A 12,483-nucleotide genomic window follows, 5' to 3' on the forward strand; every position below is an offset into this window, starting at 1 on the left:
GCACGAACCGGCCGCCGACCAGCAGGAGCACGCCATGATCAAGGGTCTCGCCATCACGACCGTCTGGGTCCTCGACCAGGACCGGGCCAAGGAGTTCTACACCGAGAAACTGGGCCTGGAGGTCCGTACGGACATGACCATGGGCGAGGGCGGCATGCGCTGGCTCACCGTCGGCTCTCCGAACCAGCCTGACGTCGAGTTCACGCTGATGGTGCCCGGCGGGGCCGGGATGGACCCCGAGTCCGCCGAGATGCTCCGGAAGCTGGTGTCGAAGGGTGCGCTCGGCGCCGGCGTACTGACCACCGACGACATCCACGGCGACTACAAGAAGCTCAAGGACCGGGGCGTGGAGTTCCTCCAGGAGCCGCAGGAGCGCCCCTACGGCACGGAGGCGCTGTTCCGTGACGACTCCGGCAACTGGTTCTCCTTCACCCAGCCCCGGGAGGGCGGACTCGACCTCGACCAGGACTGGACCTGCTGATCAGCCTGCCCTGGACCTGCCCTAGGTGTACTGCCCAGGGACGTTGGTCAACCTGGTGATGGGTGGTTTACCGCCGGTCGCGGTGTGGGGTCGGTGGTGATTGTAGTGATGGAGCCAGGCCGGCAGGGCTTTGCGGCGGGCTGATTCGCTGGCGTAGAAGCGGCCCAGGGCCCAGCCGTCGGCAAGGGTGCGGTGGAAGCGTTCGACCTCAACCGGAGGCCTTCACCCGTCACGGAGATTCAGGCCGTGTCCGAGCACAAACTCGACCAACCTCCCTGGGCAGTACACCTAGGGCAGCATCGGATAACTCCCTGTGTTCGTCGGCGCGTGCTCCGGCAGCCACAGCACCGCCACCGCGCCCTCGGCCGGTACGCTCTCCGGCGCGCCCGGCGTGCGTACGTTCCGGAAGGTCAGCCGGGCGCCCATCACCCGGGCCTGCCCGGCCGCGATGGTCAGTCCGAGGCCGTGGCCGTGCCCGGCCCGGTCCTTGCTGCCGGTGCGGAAGCGGCTCGGCCCCTCGGCGAGCAGGTCCTCGGGAAAGCCGGGACCGTGGTCGCGGACGCGGATGACCCGGCCCTCGACGGTGACCTGGATGGGCGGCTTGCCGTGCCGGGCCGCGTTGGCGAGCAGGTTGAACAGCACCCGCTCCAGGCGCCGCGGGTCGGTGGTGACCTCCGACTCGTGCACGATCCGCACCTCGACGTCCGGGTCCTTCGCCGCCACCCGCCGGGCGACGAACTCGCCCAGCATGAGGTCCTGGAGCTCCGCCCGTTCGGAGGCCCCGTCCAGCCGGGCCACTTCCAGTACGTCCTCCACGAGCGTGCGCATCGCCTTCGCCCGGTCCAGCACCAGCTCGGTCGGGCGGCCGGGCGGCAGCAGTTCGGCGGCGGTCAGCAGCCCGGTCACCGGCGTGCGCAGCTCGTGCGCGATGTCGGCGGTGACCCGCCGCTCGGCCTCGATCCGCTGCCGCAGCGTGTCCGCCATGGCGTCCACCGCGCTCGCCAGGTCGTCGGTCTCGTCCCGGACGACCCCGCCCATGGCGTCCCGCACGCGCACGTCCGTCTCGCCGCCCGCGAGCTGGCTGGCCGCGACGGCCGCCTTGCGCAGGCGCCGCGAGAGGTGCCCGCCGATGAGCACGCCGAGCGCGCTGCCGCCGAGGACGACCGCGATGGAGCCGATGAGCAGGGCCTGGTCGAGATCCTGGAGGATGTCCGAGCTGCGGTCGGTGAAGCCCGAATGCAGGGACATGACATGCCCGTTCTTCAGCGGCACGGCGGCCCATATGTCGGGCACGTCACCGGGTCGGTCCGCCACGTACGTCGCCCGCTGGCCCGCCTCCACCCGGTCCCGCAGCGCCGGCGGCAGGTTCGGGTCGTCGATCTTGGCGTTGGGAAAGTTCATCCGCCCCGACAGCTCGAAGTTGCGCTGGGCGATCAGGATGCGCTCGTCGGCCAGGTCACGCGCGTTGTCCAGCATCGACACCCGGGCGGCGTTGTGCACGACCAGGCTCAGCGCGACCGCCACCAGCGCCCCGACCAGCGCGATGGCCGCGCTCAGCTTCCATCTGAGGCCCGTGCGGATGCCCGCCCGCTCCAAGCCCGTGGCGACCAGGCGCCGGAAGTGCCCCCTCATAACCCCTGCTCAGGCCTTCAACTTGTAGCCAAAACCGCGGACCGTCTCGATGCGGTCCTGGCCGATCTTCTGCCGCAGCCGCTGCACGTGCACGTCGACGACGCGGGTGTCCCCGCCCCAGCCGTAGTCCCACACCCGCTCCAGCAGCTTGTCGCGGGAGAGCACCGTGCCCGGCGTCGTGGAGAACTCCAGCAGCAGCCGCATCTCGGTCGGCGTCAGCGCCACCGGCTGCCCGGCCCGGCGGACCTCCATGCCCTCGGTGTCGACCTCCAGGTCCCCGAAGGTCAGCACCCCGCCGCCGGCCGGGGAGGCCGGCTCCTCCGTCCGACCGCCGCCCGCGTGCCCGAACCGGCGCAGCACCGCGCGGATCCGGGCCACCAGCACGGCACCGTCGAACGGCTTGGTCACATAGTCGTCGGCCCCCGCCTCCAGGCCCAGCACGACGTCGATGGAGTCGGCCCGCGCCGACAGCATAATGACCGGCACGGTCGACTCGTCCCGGATACGGCGGCACAGACTGACCCCGTCCAGGCCGGGAACCATGACGTCCAGCAGCGCGATGTCCGGGCGGTCCGCCCGGAACGCCTCCAGGCCCGACAATCCGTCGGGCATGGCCGTGACCACGAAGCCGTCCCGTTCCAGGGCGAGCTGCGTGGCCTCACGGATGACGTCGTCGTCCTCGACGAACAGGACGTGGGTCTGGTCTGCCATCCCGGTGCTCTCAGTCCTCGTGTGGTTCGTGGGGTGCGTTCTGCCGCGTTCCCTCTGAGGGACGCGCGATCCTGGTGATGCGTTCACCGGTGGATCGGTCCGAGCGGCCCGATCGGTTCACACACGCTGCGCCCACGTCAGCTCGCGGGCTCCGGCGTGGGGGTTTCGCCGACGACCTTCCCGTAGTCGTTGTGCGTGCGGTACTCCTCGTCGAACCGGCCGGAGGTCCATCTGTATGTGATCACGTTCTCCCCGGAGGGGCTCGACACCGGGTCGCCCTTCTCGTACACCTGCTTGGTCACGACCAGGTCGCCGCGGTCGATCTCCGCGTAGACCGGGGGCTCCTCGGCCTTGAACACATTCTCGTACGAGCCGTCCTGCTCGCGGTACACGTAACTGCCCACACCCACAGCGTCACCGCAGCTCAGGACGTTGACGACGACGTCGTCGCCCGATCCGCCGGTGAGGTTGCCGTAGGACACGTCGACGGGGTACTCGTCGGCGACGCACGGCTTCAGCGCGCGCTTGACCTCGGGGGAGACCTTCGGGTCGTCCTTGACCAGCCGGACCGCGTCGACCGCGTCGGGCGTCTTCGACGGCGCGGCGGACGGTGTGGCCGCGGCGGCGCCCGCCACCGAGTCGGAGTGCGCCGGGCCCTCGTCACGGGCGCCGGTGCCGCCCGCGCCGCACGCGGACACGAAAAGGCCGAGGGCGGCGAGCACGGCCAGCGCCGTACTCACCGCCTGGATGCTGCCCCGGGGCCGTGCAGACCCCTCGCCGGTCAGGCCGCGCACCGCTCCCGCTCCTCACGCTCCAGCGCGCGTGCGTCCAGGTCGCGGGACTCCAGCTCCTCGCGGAGCCGGGCGAGCGCCCGGTGCAGCGTGCTCTTGACCGTTCCGGCCGACATGCCGAGGGCGGCGGCCGTCTCCTCTGTGGACATCTGCTCCCAGTGTCGCAGGACGACGACGCTGCGCTGCTTCGGGGCGAGCACCTTCAGGACGTCCATCAGCAGGGCGCGGTCCGCGTGCTGCTCGGTGGAGTCGTCGACCGAGGCGTCCGGGAGCTGCTCGGTCGGCACCTCCTCCAGCTTGCGGGCCCGCCACCACTCCGTCCGCGTGTTGATCATCACCCGGCGCAGGTAGGCGTCCGCGAGCCGCTTGTCCTCGATGGTCTCCCAGCGGCCGTACGTGCGGACCAGCGCGGTCTGCAGCAGGTCCTGCGCGTCGGTCGGGTCCGGCACCAGGCGGCGGGCACTGCGCAGCAGCGCGTCCTGCCGCGTGCGGACGTACTCCTCGAACTCGAGCACCTCGCCCTGCGCCATGGTGAACCGCCTCCCGTTTCCCCGTTGCGGCCGGCTTCCCGCCGTCCGTGCAATGCCTGTGTTCCTTGGCCGTCCCGTGTCTTCCGGGAACGGAATTGAAGGTACGGAGGCGTTGTCACGGCACTGTCCGAAGCAGCCTTCGGCTAGCACTCGGCTGTCCGTCGGTTGTGTAACGGCCGTGGGAACGGGGAAGAGCGGTAGGCGCGTTGGGGTGGCTTCGGGGTGATTTGTCCACCCCGATCGCTGTGACAGAGGACGACTCGCGGCTGTGACGTGTCTGTACGTCAGGTCAGCGGCAGCCGGTACAGCCCGTCCGCCAGCGGCTCCACCAGTCCATCGGCGACGAGGCCGTCCAGGGCACGGGCCCGCTGCACCGGCTCGTGCCACACCCGGTCCAGCGCCGCCTGCGGAACCGGACCGTGGGCCTCCCGCAGCACGGCGAGCAGCCGCCCGCGCACCTGCCGGTCGGTGCCCGCGTACGTCTGACCGCGGCGCGGCGGCCCGTCGTGCTCCGGCTTGCCCGCCAGCCGCCAGGCGCACTGCGCGGCGATCGGGCAGCGGTGGCACGACTCGCTCTTCGCCGTGCACACCAGCGCCCCCAGCTCCATGGAGGCGGCGGCCCAGCGGGCGGCGGTCGGCTCGTCCTCGGGCAGCAGCGCGCGGGCGAGTTTGCGCTCGGCGGCGGTGGTGGCGTTCGGCGGGTACTGCACGCCGGTGACCGCGCGGGCGAAGACCCGGCGCACGTTGGTGTCCAGCACCGGGTGCCGCTGCCCGTAGGCGAAGGAGGCGACGGCGGCGGCCGTGTACTCGCCGATGCCGGGCAGCGCCAGCAGCTGGGCGTGGTCGGCCGGTACGTCACCGCCGTGCCGTTCCGTTATCGCGACGGCGGCGCCGTGCAGCCTGAGGGCGCGGCGCGGGTAGCCGAGCCGGCCCCAGGCGCGGACCGCCTCGCCGGGCGCCTCATTGGCCAGGTCGGCGGGGCGCGGCCAGCGGGCCAGCCACTGCTCGTAGACGGGCAGGACGCGGTTCACCGGCGTCTGCTGGAGCATGAACTCACTGACCATCACCCCCCACGCCCCGGCCTCGGGGCGCCGCCACGGCAGGTCACGGGCGTTCTCGTCGAACCAGTCGATGACGGGGGCGTGCAGGCACTCGCCGGAGGGCGAGCCTGAGGGCGGGCCGGAGGCGGGGCCGGCGGGGCTGGTGTGCGGGGGCTTCGTGGGTGCAGTCATGGCCATTCGATCCTGCCACGCGGGGGGCGCGATCCGGGCACACCACCACCCAAGAGGGACAGGCGTACCAGTCAAGAGGGACAGGCGTACCTGACGATCGGCAGCAGTGCCGCCCTGCCGCCCGCCTATAGCGTCGGGCGAATGGAACGTCCTCGCCCCGCCCGGCTCGGCGGATACGTCCTGCTCTGGGCGGCCCTCGCGCTGCCCGCGCTCACGGCGGACCGGCTCGGGCTGAACGAGCCGCGTCCGGCCTGGCAGCAGGCGGCCGGTGTGGCGGTGCTGGCGGTCGCCGCCGCCCTCTCCCGGCGGCTGCCGCTCGCGGCCTTCGGGCTGGTGGCCGCCCTGAGCCTCGCCGCGGCGCCGGCCATGTTCACCGTCTCCTACGGCCCCGCCCTCGGCGTGTTCGCGCTGCTGCTCGGGCTGCGGGCGGGCCGGGCGCGCCCCGCGATGCTGTGCTTCGCGGCCGTCGGCTGCGCCGGCACGGCCCGGATCGTGCTCGTCGGCGTCGACCCGGCCCCCGAGTGGCTCGTCATGACGGGCACGCTGCTCTTCGGCTGCGTCTTCCCCTGGCTCGGCGGTCGCTACTGGCGGCAGAGCCGCGAGCTGGCCGAGGCGGGCTGGCTGCGCGCCGCCCGGCTGGAGGACGAGGCCCGCTTCGCCGAGGAACGCGCCCGGCTGCGCGAACGGGCCAGGATCGCCCAGGACATGCACGACTCCCTCGGACACGAGCTGAGCCTCATCGCCCTGCGCGCGGGCGCCCTCCAGGTCGCCCCCGGACTCGCCGCCGGGCACCGGAGCGCGGCGGCCGACCTGCGCGCGGCCGCCGCCGACGCCACGGACCGGCTGCACCGCATCATCGGCGTCCTGCGCGAGGACGACGACGAGCCCGCGCCGCTGGCCCCGGCGGGCGAGACCCTGGAGCAACTCGTCGCCCGCGCCGCGGAATCGGGCCTGCCGGTGCGCTGGGAGCCCGCCGGGCCGGGCGGCCCGGCCGCCGAGCCCGGCGGGGTCGCCGAACGGCTGCTGCACCGCGTGGTCCGGGAGGCGCTGACCAACGCGGCACGGCACGCACCGGGCGCTCCCGTGACCGTGGCGCTGACGGGACGGGCCGCGGGGACGGGGAGCGCCACGGGGACGGGGAGCGCCACGGGGATGCTCGTCACCGTCACCAACGGCCCGCCCACCCAGGAGAGTTCCCGCCCCACGGGCGGCGGTACGGGCCTGCTCGGACTGCGGGCCGCGGTGACCTCCGTGGGCGGCACGTTCGAGGCCGGACCGTACGAGGAGGGGTTCCGGGTGTCGGCGTACGTGCCCGACGCCCCCGAGCGGCAGGCCACCGCCGAGCCTCCGGGATCCGCGCCTTTCCGGCACGCCCGCCGCCGGGTCGCCGCCGGCCTCGGCACCGCGGCCGGTGTGGGCGTCGTTCTGGTCGGCGTGGCGTTCGGCTGGTACGCCTACGCGGAGAAGCACTCGGTGCTCGAACCCGCCGCGTACGCGAAACTGCGCCTGGGCACCCCGGCGGCCGAGGTCGAACACCTGCTGCCCGAGCGCGACGTGAACGACCCGCCCGACGACCGGGCCCCCGCCCCACCCGGGGGAGCCGACTGCCGCTACTACCGGGCGAGCGGCGAACTGTTCGTCTCCGTCGACCACTTCAGACTGTGCTTCGCCGCCGGCCGGCTGGTCGCCAAGGACGTGGTCCCGCGCATCGGTCTGCCCGGCGAAGGCCGCGAGGAATACGAGGAGTTCTCACAGTGATCCGCGTTCTGCTGGCCGACGACGAGGCCATGGTCCGGGCCGGGGTACGCGCCATCCTGGGCAGCAGCGGCGTGACGGACGTCGTCGCCGAGGCGGGCGACGGCCGCGAGGCGGTCGAGCTGGCCCGCGCCCACCGCCCGGACGTCGCCCTGCTCGACATCCGCATGCCCCGCCTGGACGGCCTCGCGGCGGCGGAGGAGATCGTACGGACCGTGCCCGGCACGGCCGTCGCGATGCTCACCACCTTCTCCGAGGGCGCCTACGTGAGCCGCGCCCTCGGCGGCGGCGCCACCGGCTTCCTGCTGAAGTCCGGGGACCCGTACGAACTCATCGCGGGCGTACGGGCGGTGGCCGCCGGCGCCGCGTTCCTCTCACCCAAGGTGGCCCGGTACGTCATCGACGAGGGCCTCGGCGGAGGCCGGCTCACCCGCGAGGCACGGGCACGCGCGCGCGTGGCCGCACTGAGCCCCCGCGAACGCGAGGTGCTCGGCCTGGTCGGCGCGGGCCTGTCCAACCCGGAGATCGCCGCCCGGCTGCACCTCGTCGAGGGCACGGTGAAGGCGTACGTGAGCGCGGTCCTGGACCGGCTGGACGTGCGCAACCGCGTGCAGGCGGCGATCGTGGCGCACGAGGCGGGGCTCGTGGAGGCGTGAGGACCGGAGAGGCGCGTGACGACCGGAGAAGCGCGCGACGGCCGGAGAAGCGCGCGATGACCGGAGAGGCGTGATCCGACCGGAGAGACGCGTGACGGCCGGAGCGGCGCGTGACGGCCGGAGCGGCGCGTGACGGCCGGAGCGGCGCGGCGGCGGGGGCGGCGCGGCGGCGGGGGCGGCGCGGCGGCGGGGGCGCGTTCCGGCCCGGTGATGCGCAGGCCGACCGCCTCAGCGCCGCGCGTGCGAGCCGTACGACCTGACGGGCGCCGCGCCCGGCCCGGTGAACCACCGCACGGCCGGCGCCGACGAGGTGCGCAGCGCCTCGGCCAGCCGCGTCACCGGGGCCCTGCCCAGCCGTACGGCGACGAGGGCCACCAGCGTGCCCAGCACCAACCCCGCGAGGACGTCGTGCGGATAGTGCACACCGACGAAGACCCGGGAGAAGGCCATGAGCAGGGCGAGCGGGGCCGTCACCCACAGGAGCGCGCGCCGGACCAGCGCGAGGGCGACCGCAGCCGCGCCCGCGATCGTGGCGTGGTTGGACGGGAAGGACCAGTCGCCGTGCGGAGGGCACGCGGCGAGGGACGCGGCCGCACCGGCGACCGCCCGGCACGGACGCTCCTCCGTGACCGCGGACTTGAGCACCTCGCTGCACAGGTACGCCACGGCCGTGGCCACAGGCGCCAGGGCCGCGACCGCGAACGCGTGGGGAGTGCCGCGGCGGGCACGCCACCAGGCCGTGGCGAACAGCGCGACGAAGACCAGCAGTCCGGCCTCCGTCCATATGCCGGCCCCGTGCTGTACCCACATCGGGGTGTCATGGGCGAAGTCGGTGATGTCGCGGTAGAGCGCGCTGTCCTCGAAGTTCATGGTCACGGACGGTAGGCGGCAGGCCGGTACCGTCACACCCAGCGATCGTCGCGTCCCGAACCTGACGAAAGACAGGGGTGGCCTCCGGGATTCCGAGATGATGATCCGGAAAAGTTGTGCCCCCGAGCGGCGGGTGGGACAGGCGAACGCGCCGATCTCTCGTAAGGTTTGCGCCGTGGGATCTCTGCGCAATCCGGTCGGGCCGCTTCCCTCCTCCATCTACTGGCGTCGGAGGGTCGTACTGGTGTCTGTGGTCGCCCTGTTGGCGCTTCTGATCACCTGGATCGTGACCATGGGCGACGGAGGCGGCAAGGACGGCGACAACGGCGCCAACGGCAAGAATCCCTCGCCCTCCACCATCACGCCCGGTCCGTCGAGTTCGGGCCCGGCCATCAGCCAAGCGCCCGGCGGACGCGACGAGTCGGGCGACGAGGGCTCCGGCGGCTCGTCGTCCGGTGCCGGGTCCGGGGGCGGTTCCGGCGACGGCTCCGGGGACGGTTCTGGCTCGGGCTCCGGCGACGGGTCCGGCGCGGGCGGCTCCGGAGGTGCGGGCGGTGCCGGCGGTTCCGATGGCGGTACGGCGGTGGGCGGCGTCGGCGTGGGCGACACCCTGCCGGCCGGTTCCACGCTGCCCAACTGCACCGCCAGCGTGGTCAAGTTCAGCCTGCGCAGCCGGCACAACACCTACGACCCCGAGCAGAAGCCCACGTTCCTGCTGACCGCGCGGAACATCTCCGGCAGCGACTGCAAGATCGATCTCGGGCCGAAGAACGCGGTGTTCACGATCACCCCGGCGAGCTCCGACGACGACTACTGGTCCTCCGAGGACTGCCCCAAGGCCGCCGCGCACCAGCTGTACCGGGTGCCCGCGGGCAGCGGCATCACCTACACCGTGAACTGGGACCGCAAGCCGAGCGCTCCCAAGTGCGCCACGCCTCCGGCGGGCTCGGCCGGGCCGGGCACGTACCTGGTGGAAGCCAAGGCTCCGGGCTTCGCGAAGGTGCAGACGTCGTTCGTGCTGTCGGCCGACTAGGACACGCCCTGGCCAGCGGCAGAGGTCCCCGCGGCAGAGAACCCCGCGGCAGAGACACCTGAGGGCGGTACCCCTGACCGGGTACCGCCCTCAGCCGTTCCAGCCGGTGCGGCTCAAGCGCTAGACGTACCGCTCCAGGATCGACGACTCCGCCAGCCGCGACAGCCCCTCCCGGACGCTGCGCGCCCGGGCCTCGCCGACGCCGTCCACCGTCTGGAGGTCGTCGACGCTCGCGGCGAGCAGCTTCTGCAGGCCGCCGAAGTGCTCGACCAGACGGTCGATGATCGCGCCGGGGAGCCGGGGCACCTTGGCGAGCAGGCGGAAGCCGCGCGGCGACACCGCCGAGTCGAGCGTCTCGGGTGAGCCGGTGTAGCCCAACGCGCGGGCCACCGTGGGCAGTTCGAGAAGCTCGGCGTGGGTGAGGGCGTCCAGCTCGGCCAGCGCCTCGTCGACCGTGCGGGAGCGCTTGGCGGTGGGCTCGGGGACGTAGTCCCGGACGACCAGCTCGCGCTCGGGCTCCACGCCGGCGATCAGCTCGTCGAGCTGGAGGGCCAGCAGCCGGCCGTCCGTGCCCAGCTCCACCACGTACTCGGCGATCTCCGTGGCGATGCGGCGCACCATCTCCAGGCGCTGGGCGACCGCCGAGACGTCCCGGACGGTCACCAGGTCCTCGATCTCCAGCGCCGACAGTGTGCCCGCGACCTCGTCGAGGCGGAGCTTGTAGCGCTCCAGCGTCGCCAGGGCCTGGTTGGCGCGGGACAGGATCGCCGCGGAGTCCTCCAGGACGCGGCGCTGGCCGTCCACGTACAGGGCGATCAGCCGCATCGACTGGGAGACCGAGACGACCGGGAAGCCGACCTGCTTGCTGACGCGGTCCGCGGTGCGGTGCCGGGTGCCCGTCTCCTCCGTGGGGATCGTCGGGTCCGGGACCAGTTGCACGCCCGCGCGCAGGATCTTCGACAGGTCCGAGGACAGCACGATGCCGCCGTCCAGCTTGCACAGCTCGCGCAGACGGGTCGCGGTGAACTCCACGTCCAGCACGAAACCGCCGCTGCACAACCCCTCGACCGTCTTGTCGGAGCCCAGCACGATGAGACCGCCGGTGTTGCCGCGGAGTACCCGCTCCAGGCCGTCACGCAGGGCCGTCCCCGGTGCCACGGCGCTCAGGGAGGCGCGCATCAGGCCATCGGTACCGGCACTCCCGCCGGACTTTCCGGGAGCTGATGCCCGGTCGTTGGCTGCCACTGCACTCCTCCGGTCGCAGGTTCTGGGCGCCCCCGTGTCGCGCGCTCGGTTCGCACGGACGGGCGAGACCAGGGCAAAGTCTACCGGCGACCCTCCTCGTCCCGTGGGGCCTCTCTGCGACGGGACCGGGGGAGGACCCGCAGGGCGTCCCCTATGTCCGCTACTTCCAGAACCTTCATGCCCGAGGGGATCTTGCCCGGGTCGCCCGGTACGAGGGCGTGCGTGAAGCCCAGGCGGTGGGCTTCGGCCAGCCTGCGCTGCACGCCCGTGACCCGTCTGACCTCACCGGCGAGACCCACCTCCCCGATCGCGACGAGGTTCTTGGGGAGAGGTGTGTCACTCGCCGCGCTGGCCAGGGCGAGGGCGACGGCCAGGTCCGCTGCGGGCTCCGAGAGCTTCACACCGCCGACCGTCGCGGAGTAGATGTCCCTTTTGCTCAAGGCGCTGATCCGGCCGCGCTGTTCCAGCACCGCGAGCATCATCGAGACGCGGGAGGTCTCCAGGCCCGAGGTGGTGCGGCGCGGGGAGGGGATCTGCGAGTCGACCGTGAGCGCCTGGACCTCGGCGACCAGCGGGCGGCGGCCTTCCAGGGTGACGGTCAGGCAGGTGCCCGGGACCGGTTCGGCCCGACGCGTGAGGAAGAGCCCACTCGGATCGGCCAGGCCCGTGATGCCCTCGTCATGCAGCTCGAAGCAGCCGACCTCGTCGGTCGTGCCGTAGCGGTTCTTGACGCCTCGGACGAGGCGGAGGCGGGCATGCCGGTCGCCCTCGAAGCTCAGGACGACGTCCACCAGGTGCTCCAGCAGGCGCGGGCCCGCGATCGCGCCGTCCTTGGTGACATGGCCCACGAGCAGCGTGGACATGCCGCGCTCCTTCGAGGCCCGGATCAGGGCCCCCGCGACCTCCCGCACCTGGGCCATGCCGCCGGGCGCGCCGTCGATCTCCGGTGAGGCCACCGTCTGCACCGAGTCGAGGATCAGCAGCGACGGCTTCACCGCGTCCAAGTGGCCCAGCACCGCCGCCAGGTCCGTCTCGGCCGCGAGGTAGAGGTGGTCGTCGATGGCGTGGATGCGGTCGGCGCGCAGCCGGACCTGGCTCGCCGACTCCTCGCCCGTGACGTACAGCGTGCGGTGCTCGTCGCTCGCCGACTTGGCCGCCACGTCCAGCAGGAGCGTCGACTTGCCGACGCCCGGCTCGCCCGCGACCAGGACCACCGCGCCGGGGACCAGTCCGCCGCCGAGCACGCGGTCCAGCTCGGGCACGCCGGTGGAGCGGGCGGTGGCCTGGCGGCCGTCCACCTGGCCGATGGGCAGGGCGGAGGTGGTGACCCGCCCCGGCGTCGTCGTACGGACCGCGGGCGCGCCGTACTCCTCGACCGTCCCCCAGGCCTGGCACTCGGGGCAGCGGCCGAGCCACTTCGCCGTCTGCCAGCCGCACTCCGTGCAGCGGTAGGACGGGCGGTCCTTGGTGGTCTTCGTACGGGCAGCCATGGACGAAACCGTAGCCGCAGCCACTGACAACGCGGGGGCCGACCGGGGCGGTCACCT

The 12,483-nt window shown here is 73.0% G+C and carries 12 protein-coding genes and 1 pseudogene; 4 read left to right on the forward strand and 9 right to left on the reverse strand.

Translation table 11 applies throughout. The features are described 5' to 3' along the window. Nucleotides 1-34 precede the first annotated feature (34 nt). Nucleotides 35-481: a VOC family protein gene (locus ABZ192_RS02050; RefSeq protein ID WP_356922582.1), complete on the forward strand. Its 447-nt coding sequence runs from the start codon at nucleotides 35-37 to the stop codon at nucleotides 479-481. Between the two features lie 21 nt (nucleotides 482-502). Here the strand turns inward: ABZ192_RS02050 and ABZ192_RS02055 are convergent. The 6 genes and pseudogenes from ABZ192_RS02055 to ABZ192_RS02080 all read right to left on the reverse strand — a co-directional run. After that, a pseudogene (locus ABZ192_RS02055) lies at nucleotides 503-734 on the reverse strand (integrase core domain-containing protein); the annotation flags it as partial. A gap of 35 nt (nucleotides 735-769) precedes the next feature. After that, the gene (cseC, locus tag ABZ192_RS02060) at nucleotides 770-2,113 is read right to left on the reverse strand and encodes a two-component system sensor histidine kinase CseC (RefSeq protein WP_356922583.1); all 1,344 of its coding nucleotides are present in this window, start codon (nucleotides 2,111-2,113) and stop codon (nucleotides 770-772) included. 9 nt (nucleotides 2,114-2,122) lie between these two features. Next, the gene (gene cseB, locus ABZ192_RS02065) at nucleotides 2,123-2,824 is read right to left on the reverse strand and encodes a two-component system response regulator CseB (protein ID WP_356922584.1); all 702 of its coding nucleotides are present in this window, start codon (nucleotides 2,822-2,824) and stop codon (nucleotides 2,123-2,125) included. A 137-nt stretch (nucleotides 2,825-2,961) separates the two neighbouring features. Beyond that, on the reverse strand, nucleotides 2,962-3,618 hold the full coding sequence (locus ABZ192_RS02070) for a hypothetical protein (RefSeq protein ID WP_356922585.1): 657 nt from the start codon (nucleotides 3,616-3,618) through the stop codon (nucleotides 2,962-2,964). Beyond that, a complete protein-coding gene (locus ABZ192_RS02075) occupies nucleotides 3,606-4,145 on the reverse strand; it encodes a SigE family RNA polymerase sigma factor (RefSeq protein WP_010048809.1) in 540 nt (179 codons plus the stop codon). The genes ABZ192_RS02070 and ABZ192_RS02075 overlap by 13 nt, the downstream gene beginning before the upstream one ends. 284 nt (nucleotides 4,146-4,429) lie before the next feature. After that, nucleotides 4,430-5,377, reverse strand: a complete 948-nt coding sequence (locus ABZ192_RS02080) for an A/G-specific adenine glycosylase (RefSeq protein ID WP_356922586.1) — start codon at nucleotides 5,375-5,377, stop codon at nucleotides 4,430-4,432. A 141-nt stretch (nucleotides 5,378-5,518) separates the two neighbouring features. Here ABZ192_RS02080 and ABZ192_RS02085 point away from each other — a divergent pair, with 141 nt between their 5' ends. Beyond that, nucleotides 5,519-7,135 carry a histidine kinase gene (locus ABZ192_RS02085; protein WP_356922587.1) on the forward strand — a complete coding sequence of 539 codons (1,617 nt, stop codon included), beginning with the start codon at nucleotides 5,519-5,521 and terminating at the stop codon, nucleotides 7,133-7,135. After that, entirely contained in the window at nucleotides 7,132-7,788 is a 657-nt protein-coding gene (locus tag ABZ192_RS02090) for a response regulator transcription factor (RefSeq protein WP_356922588.1), read from the forward strand. The genes ABZ192_RS02085 and ABZ192_RS02090 overlap by 4 nt, the downstream gene beginning before the upstream one ends. Before the next feature lie 228 nt (nucleotides 7,789-8,016). Here ABZ192_RS02090 and ABZ192_RS02095 read toward each other — a convergent pair whose 3' ends face one another. Continuing rightward, nucleotides 8,017-8,658, reverse strand: coding sequence for a phosphatase PAP2 family protein (locus ABZ192_RS02095; RefSeq protein WP_356922589.1), 642 nt, complete (start codon nucleotides 8,656-8,658; stop codon nucleotides 8,017-8,019). A 175-nt stretch (nucleotides 8,659-8,833) separates the two neighbouring features. Between ABZ192_RS02095 and ABZ192_RS02100 the strand changes: the two genes are divergently transcribed. Beyond that, on the forward strand, nucleotides 8,834-9,691 hold the full coding sequence (locus tag ABZ192_RS02100; RefSeq protein ID WP_356922590.1) for a hypothetical protein: 858 nt from the start codon (nucleotides 8,834-8,836) through the stop codon (nucleotides 9,689-9,691). Nucleotides 9,692-9,811: 120 nt separating this feature from the next. Here ABZ192_RS02100 and disA read toward each other — a convergent pair whose 3' ends face one another. Both disA and radA read right to left on the reverse strand, forming a co-directional pair. After that, nucleotides 9,812-10,936 (reverse strand): DNA integrity scanning diadenylate cyclase DisA, encoded by a 1,125-nt coding sequence (gene disA, locus ABZ192_RS02105; protein ID WP_086605266.1) that lies wholly within the window; start codon nucleotides 10,934-10,936, stop codon nucleotides 9,812-9,814. Nucleotides 10,937-11,016: 80 nt separating this feature from the next. Next, nucleotides 11,017-12,426, reverse strand: coding sequence for a DNA repair protein RadA (gene radA, locus ABZ192_RS02110; RefSeq protein WP_356922591.1), 1,410 nt, complete (start codon nucleotides 12,424-12,426; stop codon nucleotides 11,017-11,019). Nucleotides 12,427-12,483: the final 57 nt, after the last annotated feature.

The sequence above is a fragment of the Streptomyces sp. NPDC006235 genome, from assembly GCF_040613735.1.
Lineage (GTDB): Bacteria > Actinomycetota > Actinomycetes > Streptomycetales > Streptomycetaceae > Streptomyces.